The 22,040-nt window shown below is 72.0% G+C and carries 19 protein-coding genes; 3 read left to right on the top strand and 16 right to left on the bottom strand.

Annotated elements, in window-relative coordinates; all coding sequences use genetic code 11:
• Positions 1 to 2 precede the first annotated feature (2 nt).
• The 10 genes from ACFSVL_RS36265 to ACFSVL_RS36310 are packed head-to-tail and all read right to left on the bottom strand — an operon-like array spanning position 3 to position 13,367.
• Positions 3 to 1,472 carry a class I adenylate-forming enzyme family protein gene (locus ACFSVL_RS36265; RefSeq protein ID WP_378310969.1) on the bottom strand — a complete coding sequence of 490 codons (1,470 nt, stop codon included), beginning with the start codon at positions 1,470 to 1,472 and terminating at the stop codon, positions 3 to 5.
• Positions 1,460 to 2,866 (bottom strand): AMP-binding protein, encoded by a 1,407-nt coding sequence (locus ACFSVL_RS36270; protein WP_378310970.1) that lies wholly within the window; start codon positions 2,864 to 2,866, stop codon positions 1,460 to 1,462. Before ACFSVL_RS36270 ends, ACFSVL_RS36265 begins: the two co-directional genes overlap by 13 nt.
• Positions 2,863 to 3,906 (bottom strand): methyltransferase, encoded by a 1,044-nt coding sequence (locus ACFSVL_RS36275; RefSeq protein WP_378310972.1) that lies wholly within the window; start codon positions 3,904 to 3,906, stop codon positions 2,863 to 2,865. The genes ACFSVL_RS36270 and ACFSVL_RS36275 overlap by 4 nt, the downstream gene beginning before the upstream one ends.
• 26 nt (positions 3,907 to 3,932) lie before the next feature.
• Complete coding sequence (locus ACFSVL_RS36280) at positions 3,933 to 4,793, bottom strand: GNAT family N-acetyltransferase (protein ID WP_378310974.1); 861 nt, start codon at positions 4,791 to 4,793, stop codon at positions 3,933 to 3,935.
• Positions 4,705 to 6,288, bottom strand: coding sequence for a class I adenylate-forming enzyme family protein (locus ACFSVL_RS36285; protein WP_378310976.1), 1,584 nt, complete (start codon positions 6,286 to 6,288; stop codon positions 4,705 to 4,707). The genes ACFSVL_RS36280 and ACFSVL_RS36285 overlap by 89 nt, the downstream gene beginning before the upstream one ends.
• 1 nt (position 6,289) lies before the next feature.
• Entirely contained in the window at positions 6,290 to 6,754 is a 465-nt protein-coding gene (locus ACFSVL_RS36290) for a group II truncated hemoglobin (protein WP_378310978.1), read from the bottom strand.
• A 26-nt stretch (positions 6,755 to 6,780) separates the two neighbouring features.
• Positions 6,781 to 7,923: an acyl-CoA dehydrogenase family protein gene (locus ACFSVL_RS36295; protein ID WP_378310979.1), complete on the bottom strand. Its 1,143-nt coding sequence runs from the start codon at positions 7,921 to 7,923 to the stop codon at positions 6,781 to 6,783.
• A 1-nt stretch (position 7,924) separates the two neighbouring features.
• Positions 7,925 to 8,635 (bottom strand): thioesterase II family protein, encoded by a 711-nt coding sequence (locus tag ACFSVL_RS36300; RefSeq protein WP_378310981.1) that lies wholly within the window; start codon positions 8,633 to 8,635, stop codon positions 7,925 to 7,927.
• Positions 8,632 to 10,179, bottom strand: coding sequence for a GMC family oxidoreductase (locus ACFSVL_RS36305; RefSeq protein WP_378310983.1), 1,548 nt, complete (start codon positions 10,177 to 10,179; stop codon positions 8,632 to 8,634). Before ACFSVL_RS36305 ends, ACFSVL_RS36300 begins: the two co-directional genes overlap by 4 nt.
• Positions 10,176 to 13,367, bottom strand: a complete 3,192-nt coding sequence (locus tag ACFSVL_RS36310; RefSeq protein WP_378310984.1) for a non-ribosomal peptide synthetase — start codon at positions 13,365 to 13,367, stop codon at positions 10,176 to 10,178. Before ACFSVL_RS36310 ends, ACFSVL_RS36305 begins: the two co-directional genes overlap by 4 nt.
• Positions 13,368 to 13,578: 211 nt before the next feature.
• On the opposite strand from ACFSVL_RS36310, the gene ACFSVL_RS36315 reads away from it, so the two are divergent.
• Entirely contained in the window at positions 13,579 to 14,154 is a 576-nt protein-coding gene (locus ACFSVL_RS36315; RefSeq protein WP_378310986.1) for a flavoprotein, read from the top strand.
• A gap of 66 nt (positions 14,155 to 14,220) precedes the next feature.
• Here the strand turns inward: ACFSVL_RS36315 and ACFSVL_RS36320 are convergent, their stop codons facing one another.
• Both ACFSVL_RS36320 and ACFSVL_RS36325 read right to left on the bottom strand, forming a co-directional pair.
• Positions 14,221 to 15,231 carry a ParB/RepB/Spo0J family partition protein gene (locus ACFSVL_RS36320; RefSeq protein WP_378310988.1) on the bottom strand — a complete coding sequence of 337 codons (1,011 nt, stop codon included), beginning with the start codon at positions 15,229 to 15,231 and terminating at the stop codon, positions 14,221 to 14,223.
• A 187-nt stretch (positions 15,232 to 15,418) separates the two neighbouring features.
• On the bottom strand, positions 15,419 to 16,642 hold the full coding sequence (locus tag ACFSVL_RS36325) for a Cmx/CmrA family chloramphenicol efflux MFS transporter (RefSeq protein ID WP_378310989.1): 1,224 nt from the start codon (positions 16,640 to 16,642) through the stop codon (positions 15,419 to 15,421).
• A 163-nt stretch (positions 16,643 to 16,805) separates the two neighbouring features.
• Here ACFSVL_RS36325 and ACFSVL_RS36330 point away from each other — a divergent pair, with 163 nt between their 5' ends.
• Together ACFSVL_RS36330 and ACFSVL_RS36335 are read left to right on the top strand one after the other, a co-directional pair.
• Entirely contained in the window at positions 16,806 to 17,474 is a 669-nt protein-coding gene (locus ACFSVL_RS36330) for an ArsR/SmtB family transcription factor (protein ID WP_378310991.1), read from the top strand.
• A gap of 40 nt (positions 17,475 to 17,514) precedes the next feature.
• A complete protein-coding gene (locus tag ACFSVL_RS36335; RefSeq protein WP_378310993.1) occupies positions 17,515 to 18,018 on the top strand; it encodes a DUF2938 domain-containing protein in 504 nt (167 codons plus the stop codon).
• A 763-nt stretch (positions 18,019 to 18,781) separates the two neighbouring features.
• Here ACFSVL_RS36335 and ACFSVL_RS36340 read toward each other — a convergent pair.
• From ACFSVL_RS36340 to ACFSVL_RS36355, 4 genes are read right to left on the bottom strand one after another with little or no spacing between them, the layout of a single operon-like run.
• Positions 18,782 to 19,312 (bottom strand): HD domain-containing protein, encoded by a 531-nt coding sequence (locus tag ACFSVL_RS36340; protein ID WP_378310994.1) that lies wholly within the window; start codon positions 19,310 to 19,312, stop codon positions 18,782 to 18,784.
• Positions 19,309 to 20,130 carry an inositol monophosphatase family protein gene (locus ACFSVL_RS36345; RefSeq protein WP_378310996.1) on the bottom strand — a complete coding sequence of 274 codons (822 nt, stop codon included), beginning with the start codon at positions 20,128 to 20,130 and terminating at the stop codon, positions 19,309 to 19,311. Before ACFSVL_RS36345 ends, ACFSVL_RS36340 begins: the two co-directional genes overlap by 4 nt.
• Entirely contained in the window at positions 20,127 to 21,308 is a 1,182-nt protein-coding gene (locus tag ACFSVL_RS36350) for an alpha-D-ribose 1-methylphosphonate 5-triphosphate diphosphatase (protein WP_378310997.1), read from the bottom strand. The genes ACFSVL_RS36345 and ACFSVL_RS36350 overlap by 4 nt, the downstream gene beginning before the upstream one ends.
• A complete protein-coding gene (locus tag ACFSVL_RS36355; RefSeq protein ID WP_378310999.1) occupies positions 21,305 to 22,036 on the bottom strand; it encodes an ATP-binding cassette domain-containing protein in 732 nt (243 codons plus the stop codon). Before ACFSVL_RS36355 ends, ACFSVL_RS36350 begins: the two co-directional genes overlap by 4 nt.
• Between the last annotated feature and the right edge of the window lie 4 nt (positions 22,037 to 22,040).

The following is a 22,040-nucleotide window of genomic DNA, read 5'->3' on the forward strand; positions in this document are numbered from 1 at the left end:
ACTCAGGCGTATTCGGCGCGCAGCAGCGCCTTCGCGACCTTCCCGGTCGCGTTCCTCGGCAGCTCCGGCGCGACCTCGACGCGGCGCGGATGCTTGTACCCGGCGATCCGCGGCGCACACCACGCGCGGATTTCCTCCAACGTCGGCACCGGCTGCCTGGCGGACGCGGTGATCACCGCCAGCGGCACCTCTCCCCAGTGCGGATCGGGAATCCCGATCACCGCGACCTCGCCGATCCCCGGATGCTCGGCGAGCGCGTTCTCCACCTCGGCGCTGTAGACGTTCTCCCCGCCGGACACGATCAGGCCGGCCATCCGGTCGACCAGCCAGCAGCAGCCGTCGTCGTCCATGCGCACGAGGTCCCCAGAATGGAACCAGCCGCCGCGGAACGCTTCCGCGGTTTCCTCCGGCCGGTTCCAGTACTCCCGCATCACCGACGGGCCGCGGTAGACGATCTCGCCGACCGTGCCGGGCGGCACGTCGCGCATCTCGCGGTCCACCACCCGGGCTTCGACGGCGAACATCGGCCACCCCACCGACCCGATCTTGCGCAGCAGCGCGGGTCCGCGCGCCACCGTGGTGATCGGGCCGCATTCGGTCTGCGCCAAGCCGGTCGTCAGCTCCGCCCGCGGGAACGTCTCGGCGAGCGTCCGGACCAGGCTGTCCGGCGCGGCCGCGGCACCCCAGACGACGCGGCGCAGTGCGGGCAGGCTCAGGTCCGGCAGCGCGCAGATCTCCTGCCACTGCGTCGGAACCAGGAAACAGGCCGTGACCCGTTCGCGAGCCATCAGCTCGACCACCGCGGCGGCGTCGAACTTTCCCGGCGGGGCAAGCACAATCCGGCCGCCGCGGAGGAACGTCGGCAGCAGTCCGGCCAGTGCGGCGATGTGGAACAGCGGGGTCGCCGCCAGCCACACCGCGTCGTCCTCCGGGCCGCCGCCCAGCTCGCACCGGTAGGCGAGCGTGTTGGCCAGCAGGTTGCGGTGGGTCAGCACCGCGCCCTTCGGCCGTCCGGTGGTTCCGGAGGTATACATCAGGAACGCAGCGTCCACATCGGACACTTCGGCGGCGGCAGCGCACACGGGTGCGTAGCAGTCCGCGCCGAACACCAGCCGCTCGAAACCCTCCACTTTAGACTCAAGAGACTCGTGCACCAGCACGACTTCCGCCCCGCTGTCCGCGAGAAGAAAGCCGAGTTCCGCAGTGGTCAGCCGGAAATTGAGCGGCACCGAAAGCGCACCGAGCCGCGCGACGGCCAGGTACGCTTCGAGGACTTCCGGCAGATTCGGGCTCAGCACCGCCACCCGGCTCCCGTGCCGGACCCCGCGTGCGCGCAGCGTCGCGGCCAGCCTGCCGACCCGTTCGTCCAGCTCGCCATAAGTCAGCCGCCGCTCGCCTTGCACGAGCGCGATCCGCTCACCGTGCATCCGGGCGTGCCGGGCCAGCTGACTGCTGATCGTCAGCTCCCGCATCGGGCGTTCCCCCGCAGCGCGGCCTTGTCCGGCTGTCCCGAGGCGAGCCGGGGAATCGACGCGACGAACTCGACCGTTTTGGGCGCCCGCACCCGGCCCAGCCGTTCCGCCGTCCACGCGGTCAGGTCCGCGCCGCTCACCCCGCTCCCGGGATCGGCCACGACGACCGCGGCGACCCGTTCGCCCCAGAGGTCGTCCGGAATCCCGATCACCGCCGCCTGCCGGACGGCCGGATGCGCGGCCAGCGCCTCCTCCACCGGTGCCGCGAACACCGGATAGCCGCCGGAGACGATCAGGTCCTTCTTCCGGCCGACCGGGTGCAGGAACCCCTGGTCGTCCTCCTCGACCAGGTCGCCGGTGTGCAGCCAGCCGCCGGAATCGAGGTCGGGGCGCCGCCAGTACCCCGGCGAGACGTGCGGCCCGCGGACCAGGAGTTCGCCGTCCTCGGCCAGCCGGGTCTCGGCGATCGTGACCGGACGGCCGAGCGAAGCCGACGCCCGGTCCGTTTTCCCCAGCATCGCGATCTGGTTCGGCGCTTCGGCGAGACCGTAGAGGCACGTGACGACCGGCCCGAACAACTCGCGCGCGGCCAGCAGCAGCGCACACCGCGCCGGCGCCACCCCGCAGACCACTGTGGACAGCGCGGCCGGCCGTCCGTGCTCCACCAGCCGGTGCAGCGTGGTCGGCACCAGCATCGTCGCGGTGATCGGTTCGGCGGTCCGGGCGAAGAGGTCCAGATCGAACCGGTCGAGCAGCACGTTCGTGCCGCCGCGCAGCCAGGTCGGGAGGACGAACATCCCGCTGGCGTGGGTGATCGGGGCGACGTGGGCGAACCGGTCGCGTTCGCCGAGCCCGCCGTCGGCCAGATGCCCCAGCAGCGCGGCGAGGTAAGTGCCGTGCGTGTGCATCGCGCCGACAGGGCGGCCGGTCTCGTCGCCGGTGTAGTAGATGCCGAACAGGTCAGTGCTGGCGACGGCGGGCATCCCGGGGCCGTCCGGTTGCGCGGCGGCCAGCCGCGACAGCCGTTCGGTGTCGAGGGTGTGCTCGGCGGTCACGGCATCGGCGTGGACCGGATCGTGCACGACCGCGCGGGCACCGGAATCCCGGATCCGGAAGGCGTGGTCCGGCGGGCCGCCGACCGGGTCGAGCGGCACGACCGCGAGCCCGGCCCAGGCCAGCCCGAACCACACATCGACCAGCTCCGGGGAGTTGGCCATCAGCACCGCGACCCGGTCCCCCTGCCGCAGCCCCAGCGCGAGCAGCGCCCGGCCGGTCCGGCGGATCCGGCCGATCTGCTCGCGGTGGGTGATCTTCCGGCCGCCGCACTCGACCGCGACGGTCCGGCCGTAGCGCTGCGCGCACCGCTCGACCAGCGCACCGACCGACCCCGTCATGCCCGCACCACTTCGAGCATGCTCTGCCCCACGTGCGGCGGCAGCGCCTCGGCCCCGGCGATCCGCAGGCCCGCTTGCGCGCACAGCCGGTCGAAGTCCGCGCGGGTCCGCTCCTGCCCGCCGAGGAGCACGAGCATCTGCAGGTCCTTGATGTACGGGTTCAGCCCGGCCGGGTCCGGCTGGACGCGGTCCGGCAGCAGCACGTCGACGATCAGCAGCTTTCCGTTGTCCCCCAAGGCGGTCCGGCAGCTGCGCAGGATGCGGACGGCGTGCTCGTCGTCCCAGTTGTGGATCGTGCTCTTGACCAGGAACAGGTCCGCCCCGGTCGGCACCGCGGTGAAGAAGTCCCCGGTGACGATCGAACAGCGGTCCGCCAGCCCCGCCGCCCGCAGCCGCGCGACCGCGGGGGCCGCGCCCTCCTCGGTGTCGAAGATCGTGCCCTGCAGTCCCGGATTCCCGCGCAGGATCGCGGTGATCAGCGTGCCGTCGCCGCCGCCGATGTCGGTCACCATCCGGTAGCCGGAGAAGTCGTGCTGGGCCGCGATCGCCTCGGCGGCGGCCCGGCTTTCGTCCCCCATCGCCGCGCCGAACCGGGCGGACATCTCCGGATGCGCGCCGAGGTGGTCGTACAGCGGGCTGCCGAATTCCTCGTCGAAAGCCGGTTTTCCGGTGCGCAGGCTGTGTTCGAGGCTCAGCCACGGCCGGGTGGTCTCGGCGGCGGTGTGAAACCGGGCGAACTCGTACATCGAACCCGGGCAGTCCTTGCGCAGCAGCGCGCCGGTCTCGCTGAGCGACACCTTGCCCGGCCCCGCCTCGACGCACATGCCCAGGCTGACCAGCGCCCGCAGCAACCGCTGCAACTGCGGTGCCGGGATGTCGTACGCGCGGGCCAGATCGCCGACGTCGGCGACGCCGTCCCCGATCGCGTCGGCGAGATCCAGCCTCGCCATCAGCGCGACCACCTCGGTGATCCGCGAGCCGAACAGCCGCCGCAGCAGGGTGCCGCGCGCCTTGGCCTGATCGGTGCCGATTCCGGTCATGTTCTCCTCCGTTTCGCCGGCCGGCTTCAGCCGAGTTCGAGACTGCCGATGGCGTAGACGCGGTCCGCGGCCGTGCCCGGGTCCGCGGTGTACATGCGCACGACCCGGAATTCCTCCACGAGCCCGAGGCCGGCGGCGAACCCGCCTTGCCCGCCCGGGGCGAACAGGGACACCTCGGCGCCGGTGTCGAGCGGGGCGACAAGCGCGGCGAACACGGCTTCGGCGTCCGCCGCGGAGTCCGCGATCAGCGGGCCGATCCGGTGCCGTCCCCGTGCCGGGCGGAGCACGCCGTACCCGGCGAGCGCGCCGTCGACGATCCGCAGGACCGTCGTGTGCCCGGGCGCGGTGAGCCAGTGCCGCAGGAATTCCGGCCGTCCGCCGGGGAAACTGCGCCGGTCGTAGTCGACGACCCGGTCCAGCCAGCCGGGCTCGAACGGCACCGTCCCGCCCGTTCCGGCCCGCCTCGGCGTTCCGACGTAGTGCACGGTGTCGTGCGCGCGGACCAGTCCGGACCGGGTGTAGTTCTCGACCTGGTCCGGCATGGCGTCGGACGCGAGGATCCGGTCGCCGGCGTGCTTGCGGGCCACCCGGCAGGTCGCCCGGCCGTATCCGTGGTTCCGGAACTCCGGGTCGACCAGGTAGTGGCCCCACACGGCGTAGCGGTCGTTGTGGTTGACCAGCGACACCGCCGCCACCGGACGGTCGCCGAGGCTCCCGACGAAGAACCCGCCCGGATCGGTGGCGAGGAAGCATTCCGCGTCGCGCAGCCCGGGGTTCCAGCCCTCCCGGTGCGCCCAGTCAGTCACCTGCCGCCAGTCGGCCGCGGTGGCCGTGCTCACGGTGAAGCCGGGCAGCGCGGTCGGAACGCGGTGCGAAGTCGTGCTCATGGCGGGAACCTTCTGTGTCGTCGGGAATCGGGGTCTCGTCCGGCGGCGCGGCGCGCACCAGTTCGGCCAGCGCGACGCGGCTGACCTTCGCCGACGGCGTGCGTGGCAGCGCGTCGACCAGCACCACGCGCTCGGGCAGTTCGTAGGGCAGCAATTCCTTGCGGCACCAGGCGATCAGCTCCTCGGCGGCGGGCGGGGACTGTCCCCGTTCCAGCTCGACCGCGGCGACCGGGACCGCGCCGAGCCGTTCGTCGGGCACCCCGGTCACCGCCGCCTCGCGCACCGCCGGATGCCGCTCCAGCGCCCGCTCGACGGTGTCCGGCCGGACGGTGAAACCGCCGCGGGTGATCACGTCGTCCGCGCGGCCCATGCTCCACAGGAACCCGTCCTCGTCGATCCGCGCCAGATCGCTGGTCCGCACCCAGTCCCGCGCGCCGTGGGCGGACTGCGCCGTGCGCACTTCCAGCCTGCCCGCGCAGTCCGGGGGCACTTCCCGGCCAAGATCGTCGGTCACGCGCAGCTGCACGCCCGGGTACGCCCGCCCGGCGCTGCCCGCTTTGCGGTCCCACCACTGTTCGTGCAGTGCGTAAGTCCAGCCGGCGACCGCACCGGCGAACTCGGTCGCCCCGTACGTCATCAGCACCCGGACGCCGTACCGCCGGAAGAACCGGTCCGCCAGTTCGGCGGGCAGCACGGTGGACCCGGACGTGACGAGCTTCAGCGACCGTAGCCGTTCCGGCGGCACCTCCGAAGCAAGGATGTCGCGGAGCGCGGCAGGAACCAGGAATGCGGCGCGGACTCGATGCCGTTCCACCGCCTCGACCCACGGGTCCACCGCGAACTTCGTCATCAGCACGATCCGCCGTCCGGTGTGCAGCGCGTGGACCAGGCCCCACAGCCCGCCGATGTGCGCCAGCGGGCTGGCGATCACCGACGCGGACGGCAGCAGCAGCGCGTCCGTCCCGGACGGCCGCGAAGCCGACGCAAGGGCCCAGTCCACCTGTCCGTGGCGGATCGGGATCCGTTTGGGCGTCCCGGTGGTGCCGGAGGTCGACATCTCGAACGCGGCGCCGGGGTCCTCGGCCTTCGCCTCGGCCGGAGTGCCGCACAGCCGGGCCGAACCGTCCCGGCCGAGCGCGATCACCCCCGGCGCACCGGCCGCGGCGAGCTGCTCGGCCGCGCCGATCACCACCGGAACCTCGGCGCGGCCGAGGTCTTCGCGCAGCCGTCCGGCGGGCTGCAACGGATCGACCACGACCGCGCACCATGCGCCGGCGAGCAAGGCGGCGAACGCGGCGACGTGCTCGGGCCGGTTCTCCAGGACCAGCCCGACCCGGGTGCCCGGCTCGATCCCGGCGCCGCGCACCGCGTCGCCGACCGCGTCCGCGCACCGGCGCAGCCGCCCCCACGACCACTGCGTCCCGTCGTGCTCGATCGCAACCGTCTCGTCCGGGGCCTCGCGAAGCAGGCGGGCCGCCCGTTCGCCGATGCCCACCTCACTCGCCTCCCGGCCGCGCCTCGCCCCAGCCCCACAGCTTCAGCGTTTCTCGCTCACCGGGAACCGCGCCCGGCGCCGAGTTCGCCATCGCCCGCCGCGACCCGAATTCGATGTAGGACACGAAAGCCGCCCGGAACTCCGCGTCCTGCGGAAGGCCGGTTTCGTCGGCCGACTCGAGCATCAGCTCGACCCACCGCGCCCGCTGGGCGGGCTGGATGTCCCGGTTGCGGTGCCGCCGGACCAGCCGCGGATAGCCGCCGAACTCCTCGGTGTAGACGGCCGGCCCGCCGAACACCTCGCCGAGCATCATCGCGACGTGCTTCGGATGGTCCGGCTGCATGTGCTCGAACAACGGCTTGAGCAGATCGTCCTCGACGACCTTCTTGTAGAACACTTCGGTCAGCCGGTGCCAGGCTTCTTCCCCGCCCGCCCATTCGTAGACGGTCGGCTGGTGGTCCCCCATCGCGGTCTCCCTTCGTTGCCGGGCCGTCACAGGCCCAGTGCGGTGCCGACGATCTCTTTCATGATTTCCGTGGTGCCGCCGTAAATCGTCTGAACGCGGCTGTTCGCCCAGTCGCGGGCGATCGCCGATTCCTTCAGGTAGCCGGATCCGCCGTGCAGTTGCAGGCACCGGTCGGCGACCGTGTTCTGCAATTCGGTCGTCCACCATTTGAGCTTCGCCGCGTCGGCCACGGTGAGCCGTCCGGCGTTGAGTTCCGCCGTGCAGTGGTTGAGGAACACCCTCGCCAGCGTGACTTCGGTGTCCAAAGTGGCCAGCAGGAATTTGTTGTGCTGGAAACTTCCGATCGGTTTGCCGAAAGCAGCGCGTTCGCGGGCGTAATCGAGCGTGAACGCGAGCATCTTCTCCGCGGTCGCCACCGCGACGGTCGCGATGCAGAGCCGTTCCCTCGGCAGGCCGCGCATCAGGCAGCCCATTCCGCCGTTCTCCCGGCCGAGCAGATTCGCCGCCGGAATCCGGCAGTCGTCGAAGAACAGTTCGCTGGTGTCGCTGGCCCGCCAGCCCAGTTTGTCGAGCCGCCGTCCGCGCGAGAACCCGGGCATGCCGCGTTCGGCCACCAGCAGGGTCATGCCGGAGCCGCCGCGGGCGGACGGGGTCTTCGCCGCGACGATGACCAGGTCCGCGTTCTCGCCGTTGGTGATGAACGTCTTCTGTCCATTGAGGACGTAACAGTCGCCGTCGCGCACCGCGGTCGTCCGGATCCCGGACAGATCGGACCCGGCTTCCGGTTCGGTGAGCGCGATCGCGGCGATCAGCTCCCCGGAACAGAGGCCGGGCAGCCACCGGGCGCGCTGCTCCGGCGTGGCCCGGACCGCGAAATAGGAGGAGATCAGGTCGTTGTGCGCGACGAAACCGGGCGCGGTCACCCCGGCGCGGACCAGTTCCTCGATGAACACTCCGGAGTAGCGGAAGTCCGGCTGTCCCGCCCCGCCGTCCTCCTCGGCCGCGTCCAGGCCCAGCAGCCCGGCTTTCCCGGCGGCGAGCCACAACTCGCGGCCGATGATGCCGTCCTGCTCCCACTGCGGATGGTTCGGCACGGCTTCGCGTTCCAGGAAAGTCCGGCACAGCGCGCGGAAATCCTCGTGGTCCTGCTCATAGGCGTTGAGGTCCATGTCAGCACACCACTTCCCGGAACAGCGGCGCGAGCGCTTCGCGCGGATGCTGCAGCACCGCGAAATGCCCGCCGGGAATCTCGACGCACCGGACGGACGCGGTGCTGTGCTCGGCCCACGCCCACATCTGCTCCGGCGGGACGTACGCGTCTTCCTTGGCGGCCACGAGCACCAGCGGAAAGTCGACCCGCAGCAAGGCGTGCGCGCGGAACTCCGGCCGGATCGTCAAATCTTGTCGCAGCAGACGGAGCAGGTACCCGGCCATCGCGCCGGACGACAGCAGTTCCGGCGCGGTTCCGCCGTCTGCGGCCATTTTCGCCAGCAGCTCCTCGTCGCTGAGGGTGGCGAGTTCGTCCGGCACGGGGAGCAAGCGGGGCGGCAGCGACGCGGACAGCACCGCTCCGGCCGGGGCCGCGCCGGTTGCCTCCGCCGCGCGGGCGGCGACCGCCAACGCGAGCATCGCGCCGAAGCTGTGCCCGAACGTCGCGTACGCCGGGCAGCCCGTTCGTTCCAGGTCGGCGATCACGTGCCCGGCAAGGGCTTCCACCAGCGTCGAGTAGTCGGCTGCCGGTTTTTCCCGGGCCCGGGCGCCGCGGCCGGGCGGGTCGAGGCCGACGACTTCGACGCCCGGCGGCACCTGATCCGGCCAGGAGCGGTACACCGACGACGTCGCGCCGGCGTGGGGGATGCAGTACAGCCGCACAGAAGTCACTCCCTTGCCTCGCCGGCGATCTTCTCGGCGAGCATCGCGGTGGTCAGATGGGTCGGCGCGCTCGGCATCGCGGGGAACACCGACGCGTCCACCACCCGGAGCCGCTCGACGCCGTGCACCCGGCAGTCCTGGCCCACGACGGCCTGCGGGTCCGCGGCCGGGCCCATCCGGGCGGAGCCGACGGCGTGCCAGCCCGGGCTCATCACGTTGCGCACCGCGCCGCGCAAGAGCTGGTCGGCCTCGACCATCCGGTCGCTCCAGAGCTGGATTTTCTCCAGCCGCCCGCGAAAGCCCTCGGACCGCAGGACCCGCCACGCCAGCCGGACCCCGCGCATCAGGCGTTCCACGTCGTCGGCGTCGGTGCCGAAGCCGAGCCGGATCTCCGGCAGGGCTGACAAGTCCGCGCCCGTCGCGTGCACGCTGCCCCGGCACCGCGGGCGCAGCAGCATCACCGAGATCCCGATGACCATCGGCCAGCCGAGCCGGTCGGCGAAACTGGGGATCGCCTGGCTCGGGACGTTGTTCAGCAGCCACACCTGCAGATCCGCGCCGTCGTCGGACAGCCCGCTCGACACCCGCGCGGCGACCTGGCGCCACGGCAGTCCCGGACGGCACAACCCGTCGGCCGGCTTCGCCCAGATCATCACCGACGGATGATCCGCGAGGTTCTCGCCGACCCCGGGCAGGTCAGCGACCGGTTCGACGCCCAGCGCCGCACACCGGGCCGCAGACCCGATGCCGGAGCGTTCCAGCAGCAGCGGCGAACCGATCGCACCGGCCGACAGCACGATTTCCCGCGCCCGGAAGACTTCGCCGCCCGCTTCGACGCCGACCGCGCGCCGTCCGTCCAGGACCACCCGGGAGACCTGCATGCCGGTCCGCAGCTCAAAACTCGGACACTTGCGCGCCTCGGCCAGATAGGTGGCGGCGGCGTCCATCCGGATCCCGTCGACGGCGTTGGCCGGTACCGCGCCGACGCCGGTTTCGATGCCGCCATTGAGATCCGTCAGCTCGGGCAGCCCGGCCGCGCGGCATTCGTCCCAGAACGCGGCGTCGAGCGGGTGCAGGTCTTCCCGGCGCGGACGGCGGACCGGGATCAGGCCGCGGTCGCCGTGCCGTCCGTCGCGCGGGAAATCGGCGTCGCGCTCGATCTTCCGGTACCACGGCAGCACCCGGTCCCACGCCCAGTCCGGGTTGCCCAGCTTGACCCAGTCGTCGAAATCCCGGGGCAGGGCGCGCAGCGCGACCGCGCCGTTCACCGCCGAGGAACCGCCGGTGACCTTGCCGAGCCGGTACGGGAACCGCTCCCACAACGCCCGCCGCGCGCCCTTTCCGTCGCCGGACCGCAGGTTGGCCGTGTAATCCCAGTTGAAGCCCTGCAGGATCAGCCGGGTGCCGTCGCTCAGCGGGTTCGGGTCGCGCGGCTGGTCCGGCCCGGCCTCCAGCAGCAGGACCCGGCGGCCCGCCTGCGCCGCCCGCGCGGCCATCACCGACCCCGCCGAACCGGCCCCCGCCACGATCAGGTCGTACTCCGGGCCGGTCATCGCCGCCCGTCCACGAGCGACCGGATCACGTCGGCGAACTCCGCGATGGTGGCGTTGGTGAACAGCCCCTCGATCACCTCCTGTTCGGCGGCGTCGCCGATGCCGAACTCGGCGCGCAACCGCCGGACGATGGCCATCGCGTGCAGCGAATCGCCGCCGACGTCGAAAAACCCTTCCTCGACGCCGATTTCGGTGTGCCCGAGCTGCTCCGCCCAGATCCGCACGAGACCGCTTTCCACCTCGTCGCCGCGCGCCGCGTCGCGCTGCGGTTCGCCGGTCCCGTGCCACGGCCGGGGCAGCGCGGCCCGGTCGATCTTGCCGTTGCCGGTCAGCGGAAACGCGTCCACGGCGACGAAATGGTGCGGCACCATGTATCCCGGCAGGGTCTCCGCGAGCGCCGGCCGGAGCTTCGCCGGGTCGGCCGCGCCGGGGTCGTCGACGATCAGGTACGCGGCGAGCTGCCGCTGCCCTGCCGCGGAGACCGGCGCGTCCACCAGCACCTGCCGGATGCCGGGCTGCGCCGCGAGCGCGGCCTCGATCTCGCCCAGCTCGACGCGGTAGCCGTTGATCTTCACCTGGAAATCGGTCCGGCCGAGGATTTCGATGTCCCCGCCGGGCAGGTACCGGCCGAGGTCCCCGGTCCGGTACAGGCGCTCGCCGGTGCGCGGATGCGTGACGAACCGTTCCGCGGTGCGCTCCGGATCGCCCCAGTACCCGATCGCGACGCCGACCCCGCCGATGTGGATCTCGCCGGTCACCCAGGTCGGGCACGGGTCGAAGTGCTCGTCGTGGATGTGCAGCGTCTGGTTCGCCAGCGGCTTGCCATACGGGATGCTCGGCCGGTCGAGCGCCACCTCGCGGATGCGGTGGAACACCGACCAGATCGACGCCTCGGTCGCGCCGCCGAGGCTGACCACCTCCATGCCGGGCAGCCGGTCCCGGATCCGTCCCGGCAGCGTCACCGGGATCCAGTCGCCGGACAGCAGCGCGAGCCGGAGGCTGGCTCCCGCTCCGGACGGGGCGTCGTCGAGCGAATCCGTCCAGAGCCGCATCGGGGCGGGCACGCTGTTCCAGATCGTCACGCGGTGCCGGTCGATCAGCTCGGTCCAATGCCCGGCGTCGCCCGCCTTCCCCGGTTCCGGCACGACCATCGCGCCGCCGGCCCCGAGCACCCCGAAGACGTCGTAGACCGACAGGTCGAAGCCGGTCGGGGCCATCGCGAGCACCCGGTCCGCGGCCGTGACGCCGAACCGCTGGTTGATGTCCTGCACCGTGTTCGCCGCCGAGCGGTGTGAAATCATCACACCCTTGGGCTCGCCGGTCGAGCCCGAAGTGAAAATCACGTACGCCAGGTCGTCGCATCCCTGCCTGCGGTCCAGCGGGCCGTCGTCCTGGGCGAGCACCTCCGCGTCGGCCGCGGTCACCACGGTGAGCCCGGACGGCCAGGCCAGCCCGTCCCGCAGCTCCGGATCGGTGATCACCGCCGTCGCCGCGCACCGGCTCAGCAGCTTGTGGCGGCGCTGTTCGGGCAGGTCCGGGTCGATCGAGACGTAGGCGGCCCCGGCGTGCAGGATTCCCAGCAACGCAGCGATCAGGCCCGCGCCCGGCCGCATCGACACCGCGACGACCGTGTTTGGCTTGCCCTCGCCGGCGTCCCGCAGCCGCCGGGCGAGGCGGTGCGCGTGCGCGGTCAGCTCGCGGTAGGTGGTCTCGGCGCCGTCGGCGATCACGGCGACGGCGTCCGGCGTGCGACGGGCGGTCCTGGCGACGAGTTCGTGCAGCGCGGCCGGCGGCAGCTCGGCGGCCGTCTGGTTGGCGGCCGCTTGCTCGGCCGCGGCTTCCGGCGGAAGCTGCACGATCCGGCCGGACCGGTCCCAGCTTCCGGGGTCGTCGGCCAAGCGGGCCAGCACGGACCGGTACGCGCCGAGCATCGCGTCGAGCATGCCGTCCGGGAACAGCCCGGCCACCGCGTTCCAGTTGATCGCCAGCCCGCCGTCGCGCAGCAGCACCTGGTTCTCCAGCCAGATCTGCGGCGTCTGGCTCGCGCCGTGCACCGGTTCGCCGAACGCGTGCAACACGTCCGCGCCGGAATTCTCTTCCACCAGACTGGAAAACACCACCGGCACCGCGACCGCGCGGCTGTCGTGCCGCCGCCGCACCAGCTCCCGCAGCACCCGGATCCCGCTGAACGCGGTGTGCCGCCGGTCCTCGGCGAGCCGCTGCTGCACGGCGGCCGCCCGTTCGGCGAACGTCCCACAGTCCACATCGGACACCGCGAACAGGCTGGGCGACACGAAGTTCCCGACCTCGCTGTCTTTCCGCCCGCACCGGTCGAGCAAGGTCAGCGTGACAGTGAAGTCCGGCCGGTTCGACCACGCCCGCACCACCTCGCGGTAAGCGGCGAGCAACACCGCGTCCGGGCTGAGCCCCCTGCTCGCCGCGGCGGCCGCCAGCGCACTCCAGCGCGGGCTGTCCAGCGAAGTGCCGAGCCGGATGAACTCCGGCGTGCCCACCTGCTCCGGCGCTACGGCGAGCGGGAGTTCCGGGCCCGGCGGCAGCTCGTCCAGCCGGGAAAGCCAGTACTCCCGGGCCCGCTCGCCCTCCTCGCTCTCCGCCGCGCGCTGCCGGTCGAGAACGTAAGCGCGGAACGGAAGTTCCGGCGGATCGGCGGCGAGGTCCTCGTTCTCGTAGTGCCGCTGCCAATCGGCGAACATCGCGAAGAAACCGCGCAGGTCGACGAAAAGGTGGTCGAGGCTCAGGTGCAGCCGCGTCCGGCCGCCGGGCAGCACTGTCGCGCGAATGTCGAACAGCGGCCAGGTGCCCGCGTCCCGGATCTGCGTGCCGAGTTCGGCGCGGACGGCAGCCAGCTCCGCGGCCTGCGCCTCGGCCAGCCGCTCACTGAGGTCCCGCACGGCGATTTCGTAAGCGGGCACCCGGTCCAGCACCCGCTGGCGGTCCTCGCCGTCGACCACCGTGCGGAGCGCGTCGTGCCGCCCGATCACCTTGTCCAGCGCGCGCGACAGCCGCGGCAGGTCCAGGCCGGTGCAGTCGAATTCGAAGCAGGAGTGCGCGGCGCCGCCGCCGAGTTCGAGCCCCGGATGCCGCCCGGCCAGATAGGCCTGCTGGATGTCGGTGAGCGGGAACGGTTCGCCCGGCCGCGCGCCGGCCCCGCGGAAGAGAAAATCCATCAGTTCTACATTCGAGTCGGCCATCCTGCCCCCAAGACATCACGATGGAATAGGAAACACACCGGAAAACCGGAACAATGCGGTCCGGCCGAGGAAATGCGACGAGGGCAGATGACATCACCCACAAGTGGAGACTGTCAAGAACGGGAGGTTGCACACGCCGTGCAATAGAGTATTGCGACACCCCCGGAATCCGGGCACGATCGCGCCCATGACCCAGGATTCCGCCGATGCCCGGCCGCCCCGACTGCTGATCGGCGCCACCGGTTCCATCGCCGTGACCGCCCTCCCGGCCTATCTGAGCGAATTCCGGAGCCATTTCGGCGGACCGCTGACGGTGCTCCTCACACACACCGCGGAACAATTCATTCCGGCCGCGACCGTGCGCCTGCACGCCGATCGCGTCGTGCACGGAGAATCCCCCGCCGACTGGCCCGCCGACAAACCGTCCCGGCTGGCCGCCGACCACGACGCGGTGGTCGTGCTGCCGGCGACGGCGAACTTCCTCGCCGCGGCCGCGACCGGAGCCGCCCCCAACCGCCTGGCGACCGTCGTGCTTTCGGTGCCGTACCCGGTGGTCTATTTCCCGTCGATGGGCGCGGCGATGTGGGAGAAACCCTCCGTGCGCCGCAATGTCGCGACGATCCGCGCCGACGGCGGGCACCTGCCGGAACCGGTGTGGCACGACACGTACGACGTGGGCCTCGGCCGGATCTCCCGGCATCCGACGATGCCGCCGCCCGCGGAAGCGGTCAAGATCGTCGCCGACGTTCTTTCCGCACGCTGACTCGGTCTGCGAGGGGAACCCGGAAGGAATCAGAGTCCCTCAGGGTTCCCCTCACGGACAGCCGGATCAGGCGTGCTCCACCAGTTTTTCCGCCAGTTCCTGCCATGCCTGCGCGCACGCCGCCGCCAGCTCCGCCACCGTCCGGCGGCAGTGCGGCGGGACCGTCCCCAGCAGTTCCTGCTGCTCCCGCCCGTTGATCGCGGACACGCTCAGCAGCGAGATCAGCCGCCTGCCGTTTTCGGTGAGCCGCAGCGAAGGATCCTTGCGCAGCAACGCCATCAGCTCGCCGGTCTCGCAGCGGACCGGCTCCGGGCGGCTCGTCAGCTGCGCGCGCGGGCCGGTCCGCTGCGCGGGCGGGACCGGGTCCTCGCCGCGGGCGATGCGGTCGCGCACGTCGCGGACCGTGCCCGGGGAAATCCCCGCTTCCATCGCGATCTGGCGCAGCGAAGCCTCCGGTTTTTCCTGGAGCAGCTTGCTCGCCCGCAGCCTGCCGGGCGCGGTGCTGAGCGGGCGCACCCTCCCGTCGCGGCCCAGCCGGACGCGCAACTGCGGATTGTCCTCGCTTGCGCAGCGCCGCACCGCCGCGACGGTCTTCGCCGACATTCCGGTCGCCGCCGCGATCGCCCGGTCCGACCACCGGGGGTGCGAGGCCACGATCCGCATCGCCGCCGCCCGGCGGTCCGAAATGGACAGTGGGAGGCCGTGCGCGACGTTCAGCCGGACGCCGAGCACGAAAGCGTTCGCCGCCGAGCCGTCGAAGAACCGGACCAGCACGGTTTCCGCGCCGCGCAGCTGCGCCGCCTGCAGCCGGTGCATTCCGTCGATCACCCGCATGCTGGGCCGGTGCACCAGCACCGGCGGCAATTCGGCGGGAGCCGTGGCCAGCAGCCGGGCGTGCGCGCAGTCCTCGCCGGCCAGCCGGGGCGAATCCGACGGCCGCAGCGCGGCGATCGGCACCGGGACCGCCTGTTCTCCTTCGATCCATTCGTCCACTGCCTGCCAGGCGAGCCGTTCGTCCGCCCAGTCCTCGGGCCGGACGGCGGCTGCGGAATCCCGGCACCGCAACACCTGAACCATTGTCCCCCCAGACATGTAGTAGCTCGAATCACACAGTAATTGCCTGCCGCCAATGCGTAAGCCACCAAACGGTGGCGCCCGCGCCGCCGAAAGACCCGTGCGGGACCTCCGGCGGCGCGGCGCCCCTGCTCGGCATAAAACCCCATTCCGCCCGCGCCGCGAAAAACGGTTCCTGCCGTTCCGGCTGTTACTGCTGTTCCGCCACGGCCGAAACCGCGCCTTGCGGCACGGCGGGCCGCCGGTGCAGCCTGCTGTCCGCGAACGCCGCGATTCCGGACACGACCGCGATCGCCGCGCCGACCCAGCAGACCGAGGCGAGACCGAACCCCGCGCCGATGGCCAGCCCGCCCGCCAGCGGGGCCAGCGTGATGCCGAGCTGGAACGCGGACACGTTCGTCGCGCCGGCCAGGGTCGGCGCGCCCGCCGCGATCGTGTACACCCGGCCGATCACCGCCGGGTTGACCAGGAACGCGGCGACGCCGAGCAGGAACACCAGCGGGATCGCGGCGGCGGGCTGCGCGGCGAGCGCCGCCAGCGCGACCGAGAACACGATCATCCCGGCGATGCCGACCGCCAGCACGCGGAACGGGAACCGGTCCGCGACCCGGCCGCCGATGGTGAGGCCGACGAACGCGCCGATGCCGAACAGCGACAGCACCGCGGGAACCCAGGATTCCGAGAGCCCGCTCGTCTCGGTGACCATCGCGCCCAGGTACCCGAAGGTCACCATGTACGCCGCGGTGGTCGCGATCGTCGTGCCGAAGGCGACCCACAGCCTCGGCTGTTTCATCGCCCGCAGCTCGGATTTGAGCTCCGGCTCCGGGCCGCCGTCCTGCCCGGGCTGGCGCAGCGTCAGCCACACCGCGACCCCGGTCGCCGCCGTGGCGATCGCGACCGCCCAGAACCCGGCGCGCCAGCCGGCCAGCCCGCTGATCACCGTGCCCGCCGGGCCGCCGACGACCATCGCCAGGCTCAGCCCGCTGACCACCACCGACAGCGCGCGGGCCGTCCGGTCCGGCGGCACCAGGCTGACCGCGGTCGTCATCGCCACCGCCCAGAACCCGGCGTAGGCGACCCCGCTGATGACGCGCGCCACCATCAGGATCCAGTAGCTCGAGGTGAGCATGCCGAGCGCGATCGCGGCGACGAACAGCGCCTGGCTGGCCAGCAGCGTCGCGCGCCGAGGCCAGTGCAGCGTGAGCACCGCGAGCGGCGGCGCGCCCGCCAGCACCCCGACCGCGAACGCGGAGATCAGCGCGCCCGCCGAGGGCAGCGACACGTGCAGGTCCGAGGCGATCCCCGGCAGCACGCCGGAGATCAGGAACTCGGAACTGCCCATCGCGAACAGGCTGAGCCCGAGCAGGTACACGGCCGCGGGCAGCGCGCCCTTCCGGTTGTCCGCCGAGGTCATCGGAGTCCCCTCCGTCCTTCGGGCCCGCCGTCGTCGGCACGCCGGTTGAGCAGGGTCACCCTGCGTCTCCCTTCCCCTTGATCTTTGCCGGATGGCACATTACGGTATTCCATGGAATTATGGAATATAGCCGCAGCCTCGCGTACCACCTTCGGAGCATCGATTGACCGACCCCTCGCCTCCGCGATCAGCCCTGTTCGGGGAACTCGCGCGCGTCGCCAAAGCACTGGGCAACGACAAGCGGCTCGAACTCGTCGACCTGCTCGTCCAGCGCCCGCGCGGCGTCGTCGAACTGGCCGAGGCCGCGGGGCTGAACGTCACCACCGCGTCCGCCCACCTGCAGGTCCTCAAGCAGGTCGGGCTCGTCGCCGCGGTGCGCGACGGCACGACCGTGCGCCACCACATCGCGAGCCCCGACGTCGCCTCGCTGTATGGCAGGCTGCTCGCGGTCGCCGCGGCGCAGTCCCCCGCGGTCGACGCCGCCGCGCGCCGGTACCTCGGCTCGGACGACACCGAAGCCGTCGACCGCGACGAGCTGATGCGCCGCGTCGAGGCGGGCCAGGCGATCGTCGTCGACGTGCGCCCCGCCGAGGAGTACGCCGCCGGGCACATCCCCGGCGCGATCTCGATCCCGATGGCCGAACTGGCCGACCGGATCAGCGAACTCCCCGCCGACCTCGACGTGGTGGCCTACTGCCGCGGCGTGTACTGCGCGTTCTCCCACGAGGCCGTCCGGCTGCTGACCGCGCACGGCTTCCGCGCGTTCCGGCTGTCCGACGGCATCCTCGAGTGGAAGGTGAACGGCCACCCGCTCGCCGGCGATCCGTCCTGACTTCGTTTCCCGGTCCCCTACCCCGAATCTGAGGAGCACCATGTTCTCGACCCTCGCGCGCACCGTCGCCATCGGCGTCGGCGCCACCGCCGTGATGGACCTGGGCGGCGAAATCGTCCGCCGCACGACCGGCGTGCAGCCGCTGGACTACCGCCTCCTCGGCCGGTGGCTCGGGCACCTGCCCGAGGGCACCGTCCGGCACGAAAGCATCGCGAAGGCGGAACCGGTCCCGCACGAACGCGAAATCGGCTGGGCGGCGCACTATTCGATCGGCACCGCGTTCGCCGGGTTGCTCATCGCGACGCGGCCCGGCTGGGCGAACAAGCCGACGCCGCTGCCGGCGCTGCTGACCGGTCTCGCGACGACTGCCGCGCCGTGGTTCATCATGCAGCCAGCGTTCGGGCTGGGGGTGGCGGCGGCGAAGACTCCGAAGCCCGCGGTGGCGCGGTGGCGGAGTCTGCGGACGCATGCGATTTACGGGGTGGGGCTTTATCTTGCGGGGAGTGCGGTCGCGCAGGTCGCTCCTAAGCGGGCGAAGGGGTAGCGCGGCGTCCCCGGTTCGCCGGGGTAGCGCGGCGGCGGTGCCACGGCTTCGCGCTCGGCTGCGGCGCGGTAGCTCCAGCGAAGCCGCGGCACCGCCGCTCACGCCAAGCAGCAACGCGGGGGTTCACACGATGCAGCACCACGCGCAGCTCACGCGAAACGGGAGCACCGCAGCTCACGACGCCGCGGCTCACGCGAAGCCGCAGCACCAGCCCACGCGACGCCGCGACTCGGGAGAAGCGCAACGCGGCAGCCCGCGCAACGCGGCAACTCGGGCAAAGCACACCGCCGCAACCCGCGCGACGCGGCAAGCCCGGCGAAGCGCAACGCGGCCACCCACGCAACTCAGCAACCCGGCGAAGCCCCACACGGCGACCCGCGCAACGCGCGGCAAGCCGCAACCCACGCAACGCGGCAGCCCCGCCCAACGCAGCAACCCGGCGAAGCACAACGCAGCGAGCCACGCGACCCGGCAACCCCGGCGAAGCGCAACACCGCAACCTACGCAACGCGGGAGCCCGCGCAACGCGCAGCAACCCCGGCAAAGCCGCAACGCCGCACCCCACGCCAAGCAGCAGCCCATCAGCCCACCCGAAGCCGCACCCAGCAGCTCCGGCGCCGCGACTGTCCCACACGTCGGGGGGAACAGCCGCGGCCCGGCACACCCCCGCGCGCCGGCCGCCACCCGGCGCGCTGGGGTGCCGTCAGCGGGCGGGTCGTGAGTGGCAATCCCGGTTAGAACCGGCATTGCCACTCACGACCCCCTACCCCGCAGCCAACCACCGCCGATACGCGGCCACCACATCCCCCGTACTGAGCACCGGCCCGTCCGGGTCCTTGGCCGCGTCGTCCCACCGCCGGACCCGCACCGCGTCCTCCCACCGCGGATGACGCCGGAACTCCTCAACCTCCACTGTGGACATCGCCCCGCCCTGACGTGCCAGCGATTCCACCGAAGCCGGGCTCAGCCGGCCCGCGTAAGCATCGTCCGTCGCGACCAGGAAGCGTTTCGCAGGCACGTGCTGCGCGATGATCCACGCTGCCGCCTCGCTCAAGTGCGCCCGGGCGAACTCGGCACCGGACAGCTCATGCGGCAGCCCCGGATACTGCGCGCGCACCGACTCCTCGCGGCCGACATCGTGCAGGACGGCGGCCAGCAGCAACTCATCGTCAGCACCGGCGTCGGCGGCGAACCAGCCCGTCTGCAGGGCGTGCGTCCGCTGGTCCACCACTTCCCCTCCGTACGGCAAGCCGGCCAGGCCGTCGACCAGCGAGGCGAGTTCTGCTTCGTTCACAACGCCTCCTTGATCGTGGACGCCAGTTCCTCGGCCAGCTCCCGGCTCGCGGCGACGACTCCGGACCACCGGCGGGTCAGGTCCGGGTCGATCTCCAGCGGCCTGCCGTGCACGTCCAGGACCGCACCGCCCGCGGCGGGGACGGTGACCATCGCGGCGGCCAGGTCCATGATGCGGTGGGTGTCGGACCCGGCGTCGGCGAAGGCGTCGGTCGAGCCTTCGGCGACCAGTGCGGCTTCGATGCACGAGCTGGAAAGGATTCTCACCCGCGCGGCACGTTTTGTGATCCGCCACCACGCGTTGTCATCCGGGCCGTGAGGACGTAACAGACTGACGGCGGCACCGTCCAGCTCGCGGCGGCCACTGGTGCGGTATGGCGTGGGACGTCCGGCGACGGCGTGCCAGCAGCGGCCGGTGTCCAGCCAGCAGGTGAGGGCTTCCTTCGGGACGCCGTCCACCGCGACCACCCCGGCGAACGCCGACAGCGGCACCCCGGCGGCGGCGTTGGCGGTGCCGTCCACCGGGTCGACGACGAGGGTCACCGCGGAGCCGTTGTCGATCGACCCGATTTCCTCGCTGAGGAGGTTTACCTTGTGCGCGTTGGCCGCTTCGGCGACCGCGGTGTCGACGAGGATGTCGAGCCGCATCGTCGGGGTGCCGTCGGCGCCGATCTGCACCTTTTCCGCCAGCGCGGCGCGGTCGTGAACCCGCCGGGCTTCCGCGAAAGCGCGAACGGCGGCGCGGGTCGCGTGAGCCAGTACCGGGTCCACATCGGACGGCAGTACCGGTTCGGGGACTGGCCAAGGAATGTGGCTCATGCGCGGCCTCCGGTGAGTACCGAGTGGACGACCGGCCAGCGGCTGCCCGGTGAGATCAACGCGAGGTCGGCGCGCAGGCCGGGAGCCAGCCGTCCGCGGTCGGCCAGTCCGGCTACCTCGGCGGCACCGGCGGTGACCAGGGAGAGCGCTGAAGGCAGACCGATTTCCTCGGCCAGGGTGAACGCGGCGGCCAGCAGGCCCGACGGCAGGTAGTCCGACGCCAGAGCCGTAACGAGGCCGCGCGAGACCAGGTCGCGGCCGGAGGCGTTGCCGTTGTGCGAGCTGCCGCGCAGGACGTTCGGCGCGCCCATCACTACCGGCAGTCCGCAGTCGCGAGCGGCTTCGGCAGCGTCCACAGTGGTCGGGAACTCGGCTACCGCGCCGCCACGTTCCACCAGGGTGTCGATCTCCTCCGCCGAGCTGGGATCGTGGCCCAGCAAGCGGATCCGGCCCGCCCGAGCTTGTTCGCCGAGCCAAGTCATGGCTTCTTCACGGACGTCCAGCCGTCCGTCGCGGTCGGCGACGAGCCGGTCTACGTGGTCGGCAGCCTCCACTTCGGACATTCCGCGCGTCCCCCGCAGGTAACGCTCGTAGTAGGCACGGTCGGCGTACTGGCCCTGCCCGGGCGTGTGGTCCTCATGCGACACCACCGGCGTTCCGTCGACTGTGGACAGTCGTTCCCGGAGGGCGCGCAACCCCTCCGGGCAACGGACGTCCAGCCGGTACAGGATCCGGTGGTCCACCAGGCCGTCCGGGCGGGCGTCGATGACCTCGCACAGGCTGCGGGCGCGCGCCACTGAACGGTCCAGGCCACGGCCGAAGCTCTCCTCGAATCCAGCGCCGTGGAACACGGTGGTCACGCCCGCCGCACGGAGTTTTCCTTCAAAGGACAACAGCGCGAATTCCGCGGGCAGCTCGGCACCGGGGCGCGGCAGTCGTTCCTTTTCCAAGCCGTCGCTGTGCACGTCCACCAGGCCCGGCACGCACAGCAGGCCTTGACCGTCTACATCGGACACCACGCCGGGCGGATGCGGCGCGACCTCGGCGATCCGGCCGTCCCGCACGGCTACCAGCGCGTCGTCCACGATCCGGTCGGCCAGCACGGCGCGGACGTGGCCGAGCACGTAGTCGGCGGGCGGCGCGCCGAGCGTCCAGCGTTCTTCCAGTCCGGTCGTCATGCCGCCGCCAGGATCTCGGCGGGGGCACCCTCTGCGGCGATCCGCCCGTCCCGCATCAGGACGACGCGCGAGGCGAGCCGGTGCATCGCGTCCAGGTCGTGGAAGACGGCCAGCACCGCGACTCCCTGCGCGGTCAAACCCGCGACCAGTTCCAAGGCGGCCTCCCGGTTCGCCGGGTCCAATGCGGACACTGGTTCGTCGAGGAGCAGCAGCCGGGGCGGCCGGACCGTGCCCGCGGCCAGGTTCACCCGCTGCCGCTCGCCGCCGGACAGCACCGAGCAGTCGACGTCCCACAGCGCTTCGTCCAAGTTCAAGCGCTGCAACGCTTCGGCAGCCGCGTCGCGCGCTTCCTCACGGTCGAGGCCGCGGCGGCGAGCGGTCGCGGAGACCACGGCCATCGGACCGCTGCGCGGCGGGGCGGCGAGAAACTGGGACACGTAGCCGAATTCGCGGCCGCGCAGCCGTGCCATCGCACGGTCGGCGAGGTCGGTCAGCTCGACGTCGTCGGCACCGGTGCGCAGCCGGACCGAACCGGAATCCGGCAGGTAAGTCCGGTTGACGCAGCGCAGCAGCGACGACTTCCCGGCACCGCTGGGCCCGGCGAGCGCGACGTGCTCGCCGGCGTGCACGTCGAGATCGACGCCGTGCAGCGAATGGACAGTGCGGCCGTCGATCGTGTGCAGGGTAAACGATTTGCGCAGCTCGCGAACGGAAAGCACGGGCAACACGGGG

It is taken from the genome of Amycolatopsis silviterrae (assembly GCF_042684085.1).
GTDB lineage: Bacteria > Actinomycetota > Actinomycetes > Mycobacteriales > Pseudonocardiaceae > Amycolatopsis > Amycolatopsis silviterrae.